At 44.2% G+C, this 18127-nt stretch carries 18 protein-coding genes and 1 riboswitch; of the genes, 9 read left to right on the top strand and 9 right to left on the bottom strand.

Annotated features, from left to right (window positions below):
• Positions 1–84: 84 nt before the first annotated feature.
• The gene (gene waaA / locus BN1209_RS08285; RefSeq protein ID WP_045751752.1) at positions 85–1377 is read left to right on the top strand and encodes a lipid IV(A) 3-deoxy-D-manno-octulosonic acid transferase; all 1293 of its coding nucleotides are present in this window, start codon (positions 85–87) and stop codon (positions 1375–1377) included.
• A 3-nt stretch (positions 1378–1380) separates the two neighbouring features.
• Here waaA and BN1209_RS08290 read toward each other — a convergent pair whose 3' ends face one another.
• The 3 genes from BN1209_RS08290 to BN1209_RS08300 are packed head-to-tail and all read right to left on the bottom strand — an operon-like array spanning position 1381 to position 4017.
• Complete coding sequence (locus tag BN1209_RS08290; RefSeq protein WP_045751753.1) at positions 1381–1938, bottom strand: hydrolase; 558 nt, start codon at positions 1936–1938, stop codon at positions 1381–1383.
• A gap of 16 nt (positions 1939–1954) precedes the next feature.
• A complete protein-coding gene (locus BN1209_RS08295; protein ID WP_045751754.1) occupies positions 1955–3304 on the bottom strand; it encodes a TolC family outer membrane protein in 1350 nt (449 codons plus the stop codon).
• A 38-nt stretch (positions 3305–3342) separates the two neighbouring features.
• A complete protein-coding gene (locus tag BN1209_RS08300; protein ID WP_045751755.1) occupies positions 3343–4017 on the bottom strand; it encodes a protein-L-isoaspartate O-methyltransferase family protein in 675 nt (224 codons plus the stop codon).
• Positions 4018–4112: 95 nt separating this feature from the next.
• Positions 4113–4212, top strand: a riboswitch (TPP riboswitch).
• A gap of 34 nt (positions 4213–4246) precedes the next feature.
• Here BN1209_RS08300 and thiC point away from each other — a divergent pair.
• The 6 genes from thiC to BN1209_RS08330 all read left to right on the top strand — a co-directional run bounded on the left by thiC (position 4247) and on the right by BN1209_RS08330 (position 11931).
• Positions 4247–6130, top strand: a complete 1884-nt coding sequence (thiC, locus tag BN1209_RS08305) for a phosphomethylpyrimidine synthase ThiC (RefSeq protein ID WP_045751756.1) — start codon at positions 4247–4249, stop codon at positions 6128–6130.
• 139 nt (positions 6131–6269) lie between these two features.
• Positions 6270–7415, top strand: coding sequence for a pseudouridine synthase (locus tag BN1209_RS08310; protein ID WP_045752086.1), 1146 nt, complete (start codon positions 6270–6272; stop codon positions 7413–7415).
• A 32-nt stretch (positions 7416–7447) separates the two neighbouring features.
• Entirely contained in the window at positions 7448–8248 is an 801-nt protein-coding gene (locus BN1209_RS08315) for an undecaprenyl-diphosphate phosphatase (RefSeq protein WP_045751757.1), read from the top strand.
• A gap of 17 nt (positions 8249–8265) precedes the next feature.
• Positions 8266–10623, top strand: coding sequence for an AsmA family protein (locus tag BN1209_RS08320; RefSeq protein WP_045751758.1), 2358 nt, complete (start codon positions 8266–8268; stop codon positions 10621–10623).
• Between the two features lie 7 nt (positions 10624–10630).
• Positions 10631–11677: an A/G-specific adenine glycosylase gene (gene mutY / locus BN1209_RS08325; RefSeq protein ID WP_045752087.1), complete on the top strand. Its 1047-nt coding sequence runs from the start codon at positions 10631–10633 to the stop codon at positions 11675–11677.
• A gap of 23 nt (positions 11678–11700) precedes the next feature.
• Complete coding sequence (locus tag BN1209_RS08330; protein WP_045751759.1) at positions 11701–11931, top strand: hypothetical protein; 231 nt, start codon at positions 11701–11703, stop codon at positions 11929–11931.
• A gap of 55 nt (positions 11932–11986) precedes the next feature.
• Here the strand turns inward: BN1209_RS08330 and fae are convergent, their stop codons facing one another.
• On the bottom strand, positions 11987–12538 hold the full coding sequence (gene fae / locus BN1209_RS08335) for a formaldehyde-activating enzyme (protein WP_045751760.1): 552 nt from the start codon (positions 12536–12538) through the stop codon (positions 11987–11989).
• Positions 12539–12723: 185 nt separating this feature from the next.
• Here fae and BN1209_RS08340 point away from each other — a divergent pair, with 185 nt between their 5' ends.
• Complete coding sequence (locus BN1209_RS08340; protein ID WP_045751761.1) at positions 12724–13092, top strand: DoxX family protein; 369 nt, start codon at positions 12724–12726, stop codon at positions 13090–13092.
• 70 nt (positions 13093–13162) lie between these two features.
• Here the strand turns inward: BN1209_RS08340 and ispH are convergent, their stop codons facing one another.
• From ispH to BN1209_RS08355, 3 genes are read right to left on the bottom strand one after another with little or no spacing between them, the layout of a single operon-like run.
• Positions 13163–14089, bottom strand: a complete 927-nt coding sequence (gene ispH / locus BN1209_RS08345) for a 4-hydroxy-3-methylbut-2-enyl diphosphate reductase (RefSeq protein ID WP_045751762.1) — start codon at positions 14087–14089, stop codon at positions 13163–13165.
• 39 nt (positions 14090–14128) lie between these two features.
• On the bottom strand, positions 14129–15049 hold the full coding sequence (locus BN1209_RS08350; protein WP_144402569.1) for a CobD/CbiB family protein: 921 nt from the start codon (positions 15047–15049) through the stop codon (positions 14129–14131).
• Positions 15046–15576, bottom strand: a complete 531-nt coding sequence (locus BN1209_RS08355) for a hypothetical protein (RefSeq protein WP_045751763.1) — start codon at positions 15574–15576, stop codon at positions 15046–15048. Before BN1209_RS08355 ends, BN1209_RS08350 begins: the two co-directional genes overlap by 4 nt.
• A gap of 167 nt (positions 15577–15743) precedes the next feature.
• Between BN1209_RS08355 and purU the strand changes: the two genes are divergently transcribed.
• A complete protein-coding gene (gene purU / locus BN1209_RS08360) occupies positions 15744–16598 on the top strand; it encodes a formyltetrahydrofolate deformylase (protein ID WP_045752089.1) in 855 nt (284 codons plus the stop codon).
• Positions 16599–16686: 88 nt separating this feature from the next.
• Here purU and lysA read toward each other — a convergent pair whose 3' ends face one another.
• Both lysA and lptM read right to left on the bottom strand, forming a co-directional pair.
• Positions 16687–17928 (bottom strand): diaminopimelate decarboxylase, encoded by a 1242-nt coding sequence (lysA, locus tag BN1209_RS08365; RefSeq protein WP_045751764.1) that lies wholly within the window; start codon positions 17926–17928, stop codon positions 16687–16689.
• Between the two features lie 8 nt (positions 17929–17936).
• On the bottom strand, positions 17937–18107 hold the full coding sequence (gene lptM, locus BN1209_RS09075) for an LPS translocon maturation chaperone LptM (protein WP_171816523.1): 171 nt from the start codon (positions 18105–18107) through the stop codon (positions 17937–17939).
• Positions 18108–18127 lie beyond the last annotated feature (20 nt).

Here is an 18127-nt window from a genome sequence, read left to right on the forward strand (position 1 = left end):
TGAGTGTTTACTAACCAAAATAAAAATAGTTTTCTAGACAATTCTAGCTACATTGTGAATCACAATCTGTGAGAAAATTAGTCCATGACACGACTTCATTACTCAGCGTTGCTGTATCTCCTCTTGCCCTTCACCATCCTTAAGCTTTTATGGCGCGGATTGAAACAACCTGCGTACCTTGAGCATTGGTCTGAGCGTTATGGGTTTTATAACCAAGCTGCTTCGCAACCACTGATTTGGTTACATTGCGTATCGGTTGGCGAAACACGCGCGGCAAAGCCTTTAATTGAAGCTTTACTTGATCAATATCCCGCACACCAAATTTTGCTGAGTCACACCACCCCAACAGGCCGCGAGGCGAGCGAGCAACTTTTCCCAAAAGAAAAATATCCGCGAATCTCGCGGTGTTACTTACCTTACGACACGCCAGATGCTGTTAAAGGATTCTTAAAACATTACCGGCCAACATTGGGTTTACTGATGGAGACAGAGCTTTGGTTTAATTTGATTGCAAGTTGCAAAGCACAAGCGATTCCATTGCTATTGGTGAATGCACGACTTTCTGAGCGCTCAGCAAGGGGCTACGCAAAAGTTGGCAAACTTTCAGCGCTAGGTTTAGCAAATTTAAGCGCCATTGCTGCGCAAACTGAACAAGACGCAAATCGCCTGAATGCCTTGCTCGGCAACGCGAATAAAGCAACTGTGATGGGCAATCTTAAGTTTGATGTCACCCCCCCAGCGGACGAGGCCGAACGCGGACGTTACTTGCGTGGCTTACTAGGCTTAAAACGCCCTATCTTTTTAGCCGCAAGCACCCGAGATGGGGAAGAAGCTTTAATTTTAGAGGCCATAGCCGCAAGTGGAATTGACAATTTACTGACGGTGATTGTGCCAAGACATCCGCAACGGTTCGATGAGGTCGCGATGCTACTCACAAAACATCACCAAGCTTTTTGCCGTCGTTCAGAATTCTCGATGGGCACAGTGGCTGGCGATATTCCAAACTGTAGCGTGATTCTTGGTGACAGCATGGGTGAGATGTTTACTTATTATGCGGCATGCGATGTTGCATTTATTGGCGGAAGCTTACTACCCCTTGGCGGACAAAATCTTATTGAGGCCAGCGCAATGGGCAAGCCAGTTTTAATCGGCCCATTTACCTTTAATTTTAGCGATGCCACAGATTCTGCAGTGCAAGCGGGCGCTGCAATTCGTGTACACAACTCGCAAGAACTCGCAGAAAAGTTAAGCGATCTGATGAACAATGTAGAAGCAAGAAAAGCAATGAGCGATGCGGCCTTGAGCTTTAGCAAAAGTGCGAGCGGCGCGACGCAAAGACTTATGGAGTTGATAGCGAAATACTTGCCAAACAAATAAAAGCTAGCGGACGAGCTGGCTGATTTTCTTGAAGGCATCGCCTTCTGCAACACCCAGCCATTCAAACACCAAAGACTCAATATTACTGATGATTACCCCAGCTTCACGCATTCTGTTAAGCGCATTACGCTTATTTTCAGGGTTGCGCGAAATCACGGCATCTTCAAGGACAAACACGGTTTTGCCTTGAGCTAGCAAATCCAGTGCGGTTTGCAGAACACAAATGTGCGCTTCCATCCCAACCAAAATGACTTGTGTATGGTCACCCAACAGTTGACGGTTAAAAGCGGGTTCAGCACAGCAAGAGAAGGCTGTTTTCTCAACCGCTTTTTTACCTGCCAAATATGGAGATAACTCAGGCACAGTCAACCCAAGGCCTTTAGGATATTGTTCGGTAAAAATAGTGGGGATTTCAAGGAGAGCAGCACTTTGTAAAAGAATAGCGCAATTTTTAATCACGCCATCAATATCTGACGACATCACACGACTGAGCTTGGTTTGCATATCCACAGCCACCAACTGACTTTGATTGCGATCTGCCTTATATGCTGCATTTTTCATGGTGACTCCCCGCCGATTAGCGGCTTACTAGCTGTTGATTCACGCTTTCTACATCGGTCTCGCCCAACAAACCAACTGCGGATTTAAGCGATAAAATATTCACCAAATAAGTATAGCGGGATTGCAGTAAATCTCGCTTAGCACTGAAATATTGTTGTTGCGCATTCAGCACATCCACACTTGTTCGCACACCCACCTCATAACCAAGATTGGTGGAATCGAGCTGACTTTGGCTAGAACTCAACGCCTGCTCGTAAGCCTTAATTTGCGCCACACTACTTGAAAGATTCAAATACGCTGAACGCGTATCCAAGTCTGCTTGACGTTTAGCGGCTTCTAAATCATCCAGTGCCTTTTGTTTGTTCGCAACAGCCTCTCGCACTTTAGAACTGACCAAGCCGCCTTGATAAAGTGGAATTTGAAGCTGTAGACCAATGCTTGCGCTCGTTATGTCACTGCCGTTTCCAAGACCTGTCGCCGTGCCGTTTGCATAGTTATTGTTATACCCAGCCACCGCATCTAAAGTTGGCATGTGCCCAGCATTTTGTCGTTCAACTTCTTGAGTGGCAATTTCTAGTGCCTGTTGTTGAAGGGCAATCGTCAAATTATTTTGTTCAGCAACCTCTACCCATTTTTCCATTTCAATTGGCTCTGGTGATTGCGCCACCAAATCACTTCTCACACCAACAAGCGCCTGAGGAGTTGAGCCTACAATCGCTTGAATGGCGCGCTTTTTGACCTCTAAATCATTCATCGCGGCAATCTCTTGCGCCACCACTAAATCAAATCGGGCCTGCGCTTCATTAAAATCAGTAATCGTAGAAGTGCCAACCTCGAAATTGGCTTTAGCTTGCTCAAGTTGTTTATTAATCGCCGTTTTTTGTGCGCCAATCAAATCAATTTTATCTTGCGCTAGCAACACGTCAAAGTAAGCCTTAGAGGATCGAATAATAAGACCTTGCTTAGCCAACAATAGTTGTTTATCTGCTTGAGCGACCTGGCTTTTAGCTTGCTCAAATTGCGCACGAATTTGCTTACGATAAATCGGCTGGCTCACATTTACGCCGTAGTTGTAGCTTTCAAAATTATTCTGCCCGCCACGCAATACTGATGTGGCACCTCCAAAAAACTTGGCATCAGATTGCGTTGCACTCACACCCGAATTAAAAGTCACTGTTGGCAAAAACAGGGCATTGCCTTGCGCTAATTTTTCTTGACTCGCTAAATGGCTACTTTGTGCAGAAGCCCATACAGGATCGCGACTCAATGCTTGCTGATAAATCTGCATCAAATTTTGGCTATCGGCCGCTTGGGCGTGATGGCCAAGAGCCAAACCAAGCAACAAAAATAAGTAATTAAGACGCATATTATTCAATATCGCTTTTTAAGAAAGTTGCTTAAAGACTAGAACTCAAATTTTTCTGATTGCGGTGCATTTTCAATGGCGGGCAAGCACGTTTCAAACAAAACATCGGCTTTAAAATTATCTGCTGAAATTCGGGTGATAAGTGTTGCTTGCATTGCTGGCGCATCGCCAACCACGACGAACATACGGCCACCCTCAGCAAGCTGTCGCTGAACCTGCGTATTCAATAAAGGGGTGGACCCCGTAAAAACAATCACGTCATAAGGCGCACCAGCTGGCAACCCTTGCATACCATCCGCCACCACCAAATTCACATTTTTAATCCCTTGTGCAGCAATATTTTTAGCCGCTTGTTTACTGATTTTTGCGTTGAGTTCAACACTGTCAACCTGCTTAGCCTGCAGTGCGATCAGCGACGTGAGGTAACCACTGCCAGTACCAATCTCAAGGACTTTATCCGTTTTCTTAATCGCTAAAGACTGAAGAATACGTCCCTCCATTTTTGGTGCAAGCATCAATTGACCATCCCCTAGCGGGATTTCCAAATCCGCAAACGCCAAACCGACATATTGTTTAGGCACGAAATCTTCTCTTGGTAATTTTGCGAGCAGATCAAGTACCGCACCGTCCAAGACGTCCCAAGGGCGGATTTGTTGCTCAATCATATTGAAGCGTGACTGCGTCACTTGCGCTGACTCTTGTTTCAAACTCATTGCTAACCCTTTTTAAATCAATCTTTGATTAGCATTATAACCGAAGCCAATTCATTTTATCGCTTGCTTTTGCGGGGTTTTTCGCGTAATTTTGAGGGCATTGCTAGGGGTCTCCAACACATTGTTTTGGAGTGAGATACACCCTTTGAACCTGATGCGGGTTATGCCGCCGTAGGGAAGCTAGTCCACCGCTTCCCTACTCCGTTGTATTACTTACTTGGAGTAGAAATTGAACGCCACTGATAAAAACCTCGCCCACTTTGTAGGTGAACATGCTGAGATTGATCCAGCAACCAAACAATCTTTCGCCAACTCACGTAAAGTCTATGTGCAAGGCTCTCGCCCTGACATTCAAGTACCTTTCCGTGAAATCAGCCTCAGCGACACACCGTCTGCTTTTGGTGCTGAAAAAAATCCTCCTGTGATGGTGTATGACACCTCTGGCCCTTACACAGACCCAGCAGTTAAAATCGATATCCGTAACGGCTTACCAGCTTTGCGCGCTAAATGGATTGAAGAGCGAAACGATACTGAGCAGCTAGATGGCCCAAGTTCCGCATTTGGCGTGGAACGTCAAAACGACCCTGCTCTGGCTGAAATGCGCTTTAACCTTTCACGCCATCCACGCCGTGCTAAAGCCGGCATGAACGTGAGCCAAATGCACTATGCGCGCAAAGGCATCATCACCCCAGAAATGGAATACATCGCGATTCGTGAAAATCAACGTCGCGAAAACATGAGCGAATTGTTGCAAACACAACATAAAGGCCATGATTTTGGTGCGAGCATTCCTAAAGTGATTACGCCAGAATTTGTCCGCGACGAAGTAGCACGTGGTCGTGCAATTATTCCATTGAACATTAACCACCCTGAAATCGAGCCAATGATTATTGGCCGTAATTTCTTAGTAAAAATTAATGCCAACATCGGCAACTCAGCCCTGGGCTCTTCAATTTCAGAAGAAGTTGAAAAAATGGTATGGGGCACACGTTGGGGTGGCGATACCGTGATGGATTTATCAACAGGCAAAAACATCCACGAAACTCGCGAATGGATTATCCGCAATAGCCCTGTGCCTATTGGTACAGTGCCGATCTACCAAGCGCTTGAGAAAGTGAATGGCAAAGCAGAAGACCTCACATGGGAAATCTTCCGCGACACATTAATTGAGCAGGCAGAGCAAGGCGTGGATTATTTCACAATTCATGCCGGTGTTCGCTTGGCTTATATCCCCATGACAGCAAAACGCATGACAGGCATCGTGTCTCGTGGCGGCTCTATCATGGCGAAATGGTGTTTAGCCCATCATAAAGAATCATTCCTTTATGAACACTTCGAAGACATCTGCGAAATCATGAAAGCTTATGACGTAAGCTTCTCATTGGGTGATGGCTTACGTCCTGGTTCAATTTACGATGCAAACGACGAAGCACAATTTGCTGAACTCAAAACACTAGGCGAGTTGACACAAATTGCTTGGAAACACGATGTACAGTGCATGATTGAAGGCCCAGGCCACGTACCTATGCACCTCATTAAAGAGAACATGGACTTGCAACTTGAGCACTGCGGTGAAGCGCCTTTCTACACATTAGGGCCTTTAACGACAGACATCGCGCCAGGTTATGATCACATAACATCAGGCATTGGTGCTGCGATGATTGGCTGGTACGGCTGTGCAATGCTTTGCTATGTCACACCTAAAGAGCATCTTGGCTTGCCAGACAAAGAAGATGTGCGCGTCGGGATTATTACTTACAAGATTGCGGCACATGCAGCTGACTTGGCAAAAGGCCACCCAGGTGCACAAATTCGTGACAATGCTTTATCAAAAGCGCGTTTTGAATTCCGTTGGGATGACCAATTTAATCTTGGCCTTGATCCTGAAAAAGCCAAGGAATTCCACGATGAGACATTGCCACAAGAGGGTGCAAAACAAGCCCACTTCTGTTCAATGTGTGGCCCACATTTCTGCTCAATGAAAATCACACAAGATGTACGTGATTATGCAGATAAGTTAGGCTTGGATGAACAAGAAGCGCTTAACAAAGGCATGCAAGAAAAGGCAATTGAGTTTGTGAAAAAAGGTAGCGAGGTTTACCACAAGGTTTAACCAATCTTGCGCACTTACCAACCCCACAGCATTTACTGTGGGGTTTTTTATTGCCTAAATTATGCACTGGCTAGCCAAGCAAGTTTTGTTACAGCGTATAATACGCAACATCATATAAATCAAACTTTTGGCATCCATTTTGACCACCATTAAAATTACAAAAAAACCGACAGATAGCGCTAGCCCTCGTGCAAGTAAAGCACCTGTCCGCCGCAGCGACCCGAGCAAACGCGACCGCACTGTCGCACCTAAACCTGTTGTAAGGCCACAGACTGAATCGGCTGCTGAACGTGCCGAAACACGTGCACCAGATTATGCTGAAAATGCCTCATCCAAGGCTTCGCAACGCAATCACCGTTACGATGGCAGATTACGCGATGAAGCGCCGCGTCCTCAGCAAGCACGTCCAACTTTAGATGATACAGGCCGAGATACACCGCGCCGTGGCGGAAAAATGCGTGATGGCTTTGAAGTCGGCGACTTCAACAATGACCGCGCCAGCAACCCAATGTTTACGCCTAAGCCATTGCCAAGCAATCCTGATTTTCCACGACTTTCAAAACGTATGGCGGAACTTGGTTTTTGTTCACGCCGCGAAGCAGATGAATGGATTACGAATGGTTGGGTAAGAGTAGATGGCCGAATTGTGGATGAGCTAGGCAGTCGTGTGGCGAGGAATGCGAAAATTGAAGTCAGCAAAGATGCTGAACAACATCAATCCGAAATCGTGACGATCATCCTTAACAAGCCGATTGGCTATGTTTCTGGTCAAGCGGAAGACGGATACAACCCAGCCATTGTGCTGATTCATCCCGATAATCAATGGCAAGATGACCCACTGTTACACCATGCTCAACCTAGAGAGTTTCAACGGACCTTTCTTAAAGGTCTTGCCCCCGCAGGACGCTTGGATATTGACTCAACAGGCCTGTTAGTACTTACTCAAGATGGGCGAATCGCGCGCCATTTAATTGGTGAAGACTCAACGGTTGAGAAGGAATACTTGGTGCGCGTTGAAGGCGATTTGTCTTATAACGATCTTGACCTTCTGAATGAAGGCTTGTCTCTGGACGGGGTGAAGCTCAAACCAGCAAAAGTGTCTTGGCAAAATGAAGATCAGCTTCGCTTTGTTCTGCGTGAAGGACGCAAACGTCAAATTCGTCGCATGTGTGAATTAGTTGGCTTAAAGGTACTCGGCCTAAAACGCATTCGGATTGGCGGAGTCACGCTAGGGAAATTGCCAATGGGCGAGTGGCGTTATTTAAGACCTGAAGAACGTTTCTAAATTTTAGTCTTTCAATCTTAAAGCGAGTGAAAATGGATTTAATTCTATTATTTAAGGCCCTACTTTTAGGACTGGTCGAGGGGGCAACCGAGTTTCTCCCGATTAGCAGCACAGGCCATCTGATTATCGTGGGTGACTTGATTGATTTTCTGGACAAAGAAAAACGCGATGTTTTTGAAATCGTTATTCAACTCGGCTCTATTTTGTCTGTGGTATGGCTTTACCAAGCCCGATTTAAAACCATTGCTCGCACAATAGCCAGCGACAAACAGTCTCAACAGTTTGTGCTGCAACTGTTGATTGCGTTTCTGCCCCTCGCTATTTTAGGCCTGCTTTTCCACCACCAGATCAAAGCTGTTTTGTTCAATCCAATCTCAGTTGCCATTGCTTTGATCGCTGGCGGATTGATTATTTTATATATCGAAAAATTGTCACTTAAAGCGCGTATTAGCAAGATTGAGTCCATGACCATGCTGGATGCACTTAAAATAGGTTTAGCTCAAGCGCTTGCTTTAATTCCAGGCGTATCTCGTGCTGGTGCGACCATTCTTGGTGGCATGTCATTTGGACTTTCACGGCAAGTTGCAACGGAATTTTCATTCTTTCTGGCCGTCCCAGTGATGTTTGCCGCGAGTGGATATGACCTACTTAAAAATCGTCATTTACTGACTTTGGATGATGCAGGCTTATTTGCAATTGGCTTTATTGCCGCCTTTTTATCAGCGCTGGTTGCGATTAAAACGTTCATACGCTACATAGCAGCACATGACTTTAGAGTTTTTGCATGGTATCGCATTGCATTGGGTTTAATCGTCCTTTTATATTTCAAATAATTGTTTAGGTTGTGATTATGAAAAAAACACTTAAATATATCGCTTTTGGCTTGCTAGGCATTTTTGCATTAATGCTTGTTGTGGTGGTTTGTGTCGCAGCAACTTTTAACCCCAACGATTACAAATCACTGATCGTCAAACTTGTACAAGAGAAGAAACAGCGCACACTTGATTTAGAAGGCGACATCAAACTGACATTTTGGCCAAAACTAGGCGCCGACTTAGGCAAAGTAAAATTGTCTGAACACAATAGCGCACGGGAATTTGCGAGCATCGACAATGCCAAAGTTTCATTGGCTGTATTACCTCTGCTCAAAAAAGAATTGGTGGTAGATACCGTCTATATTGATGGTCTAAACGTCACTGCAATTCGTCACAAAGACGGCAGCACAAACTTTGATGACCTGATGAGCAAGGACGAAGAAGCGTCTGAGCAAATTAAATTCGATATTGATGGTGTCAACGTGACTAATACCAAAGTGCGTTTTATTGATGAGATGCAAGACACGGTTTACATGGTGAACCAGCTCACCCTAAAAACAGGCCACGTTGCACTAGCAACCCCATTTGAGGTTAACACCTCTTTTGAACTCCTCACACAGAAACCAAAAGTGAATGCCAAAATCAATGTATCTGGCAATTTCATGGCGGATGTTGAACACCAGCATTTTGTTGCCAAAAAATTAGATGCTTCAATCAATGGCGCTATTGCTTCCTTAAAGAATGCCAACATCACATTAGCAGGCGATATCGATGCCAAACCAGAAAACATGAAATTACTGGTTGATGGCCTTAAGTTTGCAATCAATGGTGATCAAGAGGGTGCAAAAATTGCGCTCAATTTGTCTGCGCCAAAATTGACTGTGCAAAAAAATGTCGTCACTGGCAAACAAGCAGATGTCAGCTTTAGCCAAGAAAAAGGTAACGATACAATAAATGCGAAACTGTCATTGGCTGATGTAAAAGGCTCGCCGCAATCCGTGCAGAGTAGCGGCGTTACAGGTGAGCTTTCAGCTAAACAAGGCGCACGTGAAGTAGAGGGAAAATTCTCTTCACCATTTACAGGGAATATTGAGAAGCTAATTTTTGATTTACCAAAACTAGCAGGCAAGTTAAACATTACAGACCCAGCGCTCCCTAAAGGCGCAATGCAAGGTGCATTTAACCTCAAGCTTCACTCAGACCTTAAGCAGGAAAAAATTAATACTGATTTAGCGATTGATGTCGATGATTTGCACATCAAGGGCAACGTTGGCATTGCCAGCTTTAGCAATCCTACTTTCCAATTCAATCTTGATTTGAATAAACTAGACGCAGATAAATACATGACAAAATCAGATAAACCAGCAGATACAAAATCAGCTGACACGCCGATTGATTTGAGTGCGCTTAAAAAATTAAATGCTGAAGGTTCGTTACATATTGGCGACTTGAAAGTAGCTAATATCAAGACGAATGACGTCAATCTGAAATTAAATGCTAATCAAGGGATCGTAGAATTAGCGCCTTTCTCAGCCAATCTTTATCAAGGCAAAATGAATGGCAGCTTAAAAGTGGATGCCCGTAATACGCCAAACATTGCCTTCAAACAAAATATGTCGAATATTACGATTGGGCCATTATTGATGGATGCAATCAATAACGACATGTTGAGCGGCAAGGGCACACTCAATGTCGATATCACGACGCAAGGCAACACTGTCAATGCACTGAAAAAAGCACTGAACGGTACTGCCTCAATCAACTTGGCAGATGGTGCTTTTAAAGGCATTGATGTTGCAGGTACGATTCGCGGCGTGAAAGACAAACTCAACTTCATGAAGCAAAGCAACGTGACTGGCGACAAATCCAAAAAAACAGACTTTGCTGAAATGTCTGCTAGCTTTAACATTAAAAATGGCGTGGCACATAACGAAGACTTAACTATTAAAGCCCCACTATTCCGCATCGGTGGTGATGGAGATGTGGACATTGCCAACCAAACGATTAACTACAACGCAAAACCGACTGTTGTTAACTCGCTCAAAGGCCAAGGTGGTTCTGATTTAGGTATATTAAATGGCTTAACCATTCCAATTAAAGTCACAGGCACATTTGCTAAACCAAACTATGCACTCGACTTTAGTGGTCTAGCCGCAGGCATTGCAAAAAATAAACTACTTGAAAACGTTGGTGGTGCAAAGGGCGATGCAGTGAAAGGCCTAATCAGTGGCAATAAAGTGGATGCAATTAAATCGCTCATCGGTGGCGGTAACAAAACTGCACCAACACAAGAAGCTTTGCCTGCTGGCGATACTGCTGCACAACCCCCAGCACCACCGTCGACACCTGAAGACAAAGTGAAGAAAAAACTCAACAAACTTCTTGGGTTCTAATGCAGTAATGTCTGGACAAAAGGATTTCTCGACACGCCTTATTGCATGGCAAAAAAATCATGGTCGTCATGATTTGCCTTGGCAAAACACCCACGACCCTTATGCAATTTGGGTGTCGGAAATCATGTTGCAGCAAACGCAAGTCACCGCCGTGATTGGTTATTACGCTAAATTCATGGCGCGCTTCCCTGATATTGCAAGCCTAGCCAGTGCAAGCCAAGAGGAAGTATTGCAACATTGGAGCGGACTTGGCTACTATTCTCGCGCACGTAATTTACACAATGCCGCGCAAACGATCATGGATGAACATGCTGGCGCATTCCCGCAAGACTTTGAGCAAATACAGATGCTTTCTGGGATTGGTCGTTCAACTGCTGCAGCCATTGCTTCATTTGCCTTCCATCAAAATCAAACCATTCTCGATGGCAATGTGAAACGGGTGTTAGCAAGACACTTTTTGATTGAAGGTTGGACGAGCACTCCTAAAATTGAAAAGCAATTATGGAAACTGGCTGAGTCTTTAGTCCCCGAGCAAGACATGGTGGCATATACACAAGGCCTCATGGACTTAGGCGCAACCATTTGCACCCGCAGCAAACCAAAATGCGACATTTGTCCGTTCAATGATAGTTGCCAGGCCTTTGCTACGAATAGAACAAAAGAACTGCCAACTCCCAAGCCTAAAAAAAACATCCCGCAAAGACAAACCACTATGCTGTTGATATTAGATGGTAATGAAGTCATGCTAGAAAAACGTCCATCAAGTGGGATTTGGGGCGGCCTATGGAGCCTGCCTGAAATCAACATGCAAGACATTGCGAGCGAAGTAGCTTTTAGGAAATTTGGTTTAGAAGTGGAAGCGGAAGAACCGCTAGCGAGCATTCAACATGTCTTTACGCACTTTAAGCTAGAGATACTGCCACAGCCATTACAAGTCACCAACAGACCACGACAAACCAACATGCCAAATACCATTTGGCTAAGCATTGATGAGGCAATTGGGGCAGCGTTGCCCACACCAGTGCGAAATATTTTGCTAAACTTAAAGGGTTAGCTTTTATATATTTTTAATAAATTATGCCATCACTTTACCGCTTTAAAGATGAACGCATTCAAGATGTGATGCTTGCATACACCAATGTTGAAAAGTCCGTGAGATATTCACTCACGCACGGCGGTCGTTATCTGCCTTACGATGAACAAGAACTCGCCATGATGCGAGAAGACAAGGCTTGGGCAATGGCAAGATTGATCATTGATAAAATCATGCGCTTACCAGCGATTGAGCACTTTAAACCCAAAGGTTAAGACAACAAAAAAGCAGCCGTAGCTGCTTTTTTGTTGAGTATCACACTAAAACGAATTAGATCTCGCCCCAGCTTTCTTCCCACATACAGTGTTTGACTGTGTGACGATTTTTGATCAACTCATCAATGCTTGGCTCATCGTTTAAAGCACGTTTGATAGCTAACTTAGTTGCATCATAGTTATTTTTATACATATCAGCTTTGTCTAACTTACCTTCTTTAGCCAAGGCTGCACAACCTGGATCAACCCATACTAAACTCACGATACACAAATCGTTTACTTGGTCTTTAGGGATGATACCTTCAATCACGCAATCTAAAATCGCATCAGCAGTTGCCGCTTGTACTACACCGCCAAACAATTCGATATTGATGCTGTCTTTTAAGGTTACTTTTGGCACCATCATGGTCGCTGGACGCACTAATTGGTTAATATCACGGACAGCGAACATGGCAGTGTGGCCTTTACTTTGCGCCATCATGTTAGCAAACGCAGCACCCACTGGGCCATCTACCGCACCAATTAAAATTTCTGGCATCGCAGCGGTAACATCTTTACCTTCAGTGAAAACAGTAGCTTCACCCGCTTTAAAAATAATTTTAGACATATGAGTCAATTCCTAATAGTTAACAAATCGTGAATCAAAAAATCTTAGCCGTGTATTCTACCCAAGCCCAGATACATCAGCAAATGATGTCACTATCCACCAAAAGTTATTCTCTTGCCCCTTATTCTCATCGGGAGAGTGGTGGGTTATACTTTGATCACTAATTTTTTAGAAAGCTCTTTATCATGGGTAAATATTTAAGCACTTTAGGGCGCGTCCTTCTAGCCCAGATTTTCTTATTACAAGTCATCGCTTTAATTGTGGGATTCTTTAACAGCCCAACTGGGTATTTAGACTATCAAAATGCGCTTGGGCATCAAGGGCTACCTGGTGTGTTTGCGCCGCTGATTATTTTGGTTCAATTAGTGGGCGGCAGTGCTTTACTATTAGGCTATAAAACAAAAGCTGCTGCAGTTGTGATGTCTGTGTATGCCTTGTTTATTTCGTTTGCTTTAGGACTTTCCCCTTTCCAATATCTAGCCATTATTGGTGGCTTGCTTACGCTAGCGGCAAATCCAGTGACAGCCTTAAGTTTGGACAATCTTAAAAAGTAGAGAAATTCCAGCATTAAAAAAAGGGCGTTCTGTGTAAATGACACAGAACGCCCTTTTTACTTAAATCAACTTAAGCAGATTTAAGATTTTTTGGTAGTTGAAAGACCACGTTTTCCACCACACCATCCAATTCGGTTACCTCAGCATTGGTCAGTGCCTGTAGTTTTGCGATCACTTCTTTGACTAAAACTTCCGGGGCTGACGCACCGGCTGATACCCCAATACGTTTTTTACCAACCACCCATGCATCATCAATATAGCTGGCATTATCGACCATATAGGATTCAACACCTTGGTTCTCTGCAACCTCTCTTAATCGGTTGGAGTTAGAGCTATTGGGCGATCCAACAACGATGACTAAATCACAATCCTTTGCGAGCACCTTAACGGCATCTTGGCGATTTTGCGTCGCGTAACAAATCGAGTCACTTTTTGGCGCGCTAATTTTAGGGAATTTTTGTTTTAATGCCTCAACAATCAACGCTGCATCATCGATTGAAAGTGTCGTTTGTGTGACATAAGCTAATTGATTTGGATCATTCACTTCAAGCCTTGCAACATCTTCTGGGGATTCCACCAAATACATGCCACTTTCAGACTGTCCCATCGTCCCTTCAACTTCTGGATGACCCTTATGCCCAATCATCACAATCTCTTTATTAGCAGCTCGCATTTTTGCAACTTCAATATGCACTTTAGTCACGAGCGGGCATGTTGCATCAAACACTTGCAATCCCATGGACTCAGCTTCAGCACGCACATCTTTAGAAACCCCATGCGCGCTAAAAATAACGGTATTCCCGATAGGCACGTCTTTTAGCTCATCAATAAAAATTGCACCCTTACGTTTGAGTTCATCCACCACAAACTTGTTGTGCACGACTTCATGACGCACATAAATAGGCGCGCCATATTTCTCGAGAGCTTGCTCAACAATAATAATCGCGCGATCAACCCCTGCACAAAAACCACGAGGATTCGCGAGTAAAATATCCATAAATAAAAACCTAAAATAAATCTGTGATTGTGTAAAAAATTAAGCGCCAATCCAATGTGCAAAAGTCAATAAGATCAATAAACCGACCATCAACAATAATACGCGCCATACAAGCCCGACTGCCGCTTGCACATAATCAGCATCCGCGTTATCACCCAAACCAATATCGGGGCGTGCTTGAAGTACGCCATTTACAGGAAGTGCATCAACTAACTTTACACCCATGGCACCAGTACCGCTGGCTAAGACCATTCCAAGCAATTGGTCAGGCCAATTATTCGCCTGTGTACGCCAACAATATGCTGCATCTTCAAAGTCGCCAACCACTGCAAAACATCCCGCGGTGACTCTTGCTGGCAGCCAGTCTAAATAATAAAAAGCACGTTGTGAAAATGCATAAAATTCATTTTGCTTTCCGGGCGCTGACCATTCTATTTTCAATAGATGTGCCAAGCGATATAACAATGCGCCAGCAGGTCCAAGCAATGCAAACCAGAGAATGGGTGCGAACATGCCTTGATGGGCACGCTTAAAGGTGGTTTCAATACAGACTGACGCGATTTGATTCGCGTTATATTGGTCGGTTATTGTATTTTCCCAATCGGCTAATAATTGGCGAGCAGGCTCAATATTTTGTTCCTTTAAAGTCGCACCTATTTTTTCCGCATGTTGGCCAAAGTAACTAAAGCGAAGGACGAAATAAAGAACGACCAGGCTGATTAAAAAGCCCGCAAAATATCCAACAAATACTAGCGTCAATATGTAAGAAATACTCAATACAGACACAGGCAACAAAACACCCATACACCAAGCAATTACACCATGTTGTTGGGTGCCGCCATTAAATGTCTTGTCTAAAAAATTCGCATAGGGCGAAAAGATACTTTGTAGCCAGTTTTGTTCGATCATTGGCCGATAGTAGGTGAGCAATAATGCTGAAATAAGTGCTAAAACTTTCAATCCTTATCCCCAACTTTTTTTTCTAATGGCATTTCAACACGCAAGACACTTTGATCGTAAATTTCAACCGTTGGTAGCATCAACTGCATGCTGTGCGTTTTACAATAATCTAACAAAACTGAATAGGTTTTGCCGTAAGCGAGAAGAGGGTGGGCTTTAATTTGAGCGGTGGCGACCTTTTGTGGCGCGACACGACCAAGCTTCAAAGGCGCTTTAACCTGCACGCCAGATTGAACAATATAGCCTGTTCTTGCCAATAGAGCTTTGTATGAGGTCGTGCGCGGATCTGTCAAAACGATTGAAATCTCTGCGCCGTGCGCAATCTTTTGCTGCTTCATGTAAAACAGCACTTCATTTTGCTTGCTACTCAACTTTGAATATGGGCCTTCGGCATCCAAATAGACATAGTCATAAGCAGGGGAAATACCAACCTTTAGACTAGCGCTCGAGAACAATCCCCACCATGCCAACATGGCGATGACAGGTAATACAAAAAATAAAATGAAGAAGGGTAGTTGTTTTTTCACTGTGACGAGTTGCTCTAAATTAAATGAATAAAGTGCTCTAAAACACCGCTTATAAAAGATACCACAACCTTGCGAGCGATGCACTTATTCAGTCACGACTTATCTTGGTATAATGGCTTCTTTACTAATAATGCCGCGCAAACTGACGCACCCCTTTTATGACATCCATTAAAAATACAGCCACCTTGCTGGTGACCTGTCCCGATCAAAAGGGAATCGTTGCCGCGATCGCTGATTTCTTACTGCAACATGATGCCAATATTTTGCATGCAGACCAGCATCAAGATGCAGAAAACAACTTATTCTTAATGCGCGTGGAGTGGGATCTGACCGGCTCCAAAATCAACGCAGATAACTTCGCAGAGCATTTTGCAGGTATCGCCTCGCGCTTCAAAATGGAGTGGCAACTGAAGCTGGCACAAAAACGTCCACGTTTAGCGATTATGGTCTCGCAATATGACCACTGCTTGGCGGATTTATTGCATCGCCATCAGGGTGGTGAGCTCGCTTGCGATATCGCGATGATCATCAGCAACCACTTGGACACAGCGCGCCTAGCAGAATTTTACGGCATTCCTTTCCATCACATTGTAGTGACTAAAGAGAACAAAGCCGAAGCAGAAGCGAAACAGTTCGCTTTGTTTGATGCTGCAGAGGTTGATCTAATTGTGCTTGCGCGCTACATGCAAATTCTTTCACCAGACTTTGTGAAGCGATATCCACAACGCATCATCAATATTCACCATTCATTCTTGCCAGCATTTATTGGCGCACGTCCATATCACCGTGCTTTTGAGCGCGGCGTAAAACTGATTGGTGCAACGAGCCATTACGTCACTGAAGTATTGGATGAAGGCCCAATCATCGAACAAGATATCGACCGCATTTCACACCGCGACCAAGTAGAAGACCTTATTCAAAAAGGTCGTGATTTAGAGCGTATTGTGTTATCTCGTGCAGTGCGTTGGCATATCGAAAATCGCATTTTGCCATATGCAAACAAGACGGTAATTTTTGATTAAGACTGAAGTATTAATTAAATCAGATTAAGAAATAGCCAATAAAAAAGCGAGGTAACAACCTCGCTTTTTTATTTTAATCATGTCAAATTTACAAAACGCGCTCCATCGCAAACAAGTCTGCCACCTGCTCACGTTTACGAATTTCATAAACTTTATCCCCATCCACCATGACTTCAGCGGCTCTTGGGCGGGTGTTGTAATTAGAACTCATACTCATGCCATAAGCGCCTGCTGACAATACTGCCAATAAATCACCTTGCGCTAAAGCAAGCTTACGGTCGTGACCTAAAAAGTCCCCGCTTTCGCACACAGGGCCAACTACTTCGTATACCTGTGCATCTAAGCTTGATTCTTTAACCGCAACAATGTCGTGATAGGCGTCATATAAAGCGGGACGCATTAAATCGTTCATCGCAGCATCTACAATGGCGAAATTTTTAGATTCTGTATGTTTGAGATACTCCACTTTCGTCAACAATGCGCCCGCGTTACCCACCAATGCACGGCCCGGCTCAAACACTAATTTCACTTGTCGGCCAGCCATTTTTTCACGCATGGCTTTTGCATACTCAGCAAAATCAGGCGGCGTTTCATCCACGTAACAAATACCAATCCCGCCACCTGCATCAATGTGATGAATAGGAATACCTGCAGCCTCAAGCTGGTCAACCAACGCTAATACGCGATCTAAAGCATCTAAGAATGGTGACAACTCCGTTAATTGCGAACCAATGTGGCAATCCACGCCGTGAATGGCAATGTTTGGCATTTTTGCAGCAGCCTGATAAAGCGCCAACGCCTCTTCGTAAGCCACCCCAAATTTATTATTCTTAAGCCCTGTTGAAATATATGGATGCGTTTTTGCATCCACATTTGGATTCACACGTAATGAAACTGGTGCAACTTTATTCATGCTGCCAGCCACGCTATTCAATCGATCTAACTCGCTGGCTGATTCCACATTGAAACAAAAAATACCCGCTTCTAATGCACTCCGCATTTCAGCTTCGGTTTTTCCTACCCCTGAAAAAACTACTTTGGAAGGGTCGCCACCCGCAGCAATTACCCGTGCTAATTCACCGCCTGAAACAATATCAAAGCCAGCGCCTAATGTTGCAAACAAACCCAAAATTGCCAAACTAGGATTCGATTTCACCGCAAAACAAACTAAATGGTCCGTTCCTTCGAATCCTGAATCAAAGCGCTTAAACGCTGAAGTAAGTGCTTCTTTTGAGTACACATACGTCGGTGTGCCAAACTCAGCAGCGATTTTACTTAAAGGGAAATTTTCGGCGTGAAGTTCGCCGTTTTTCATTTGAAATGGTTGCATGAAGAGACTCAAGAAATAACGGTTAGTTGATGCAATTGAGCGTGCGTTTCAGTGTGTGGCACGCTCACGTTTTGCGGATACTTTTTCTCTGGAATATATAAAGGGCCTTTAATGCCACAAGCGGACAATGCCAAAGTGAGTACCAAACTCAATATGAAACCACGTGCCAATTTGCTCACTTCCAGCCTCCAATTAAGCC

Source organism: Candidatus Methylopumilus turicensis (assembly GCF_000953015.1).
Lineage (GTDB): Bacteria > Pseudomonadota > Gammaproteobacteria > Burkholderiales > Methylophilaceae > Methylopumilus_A > Methylopumilus_A turicensis.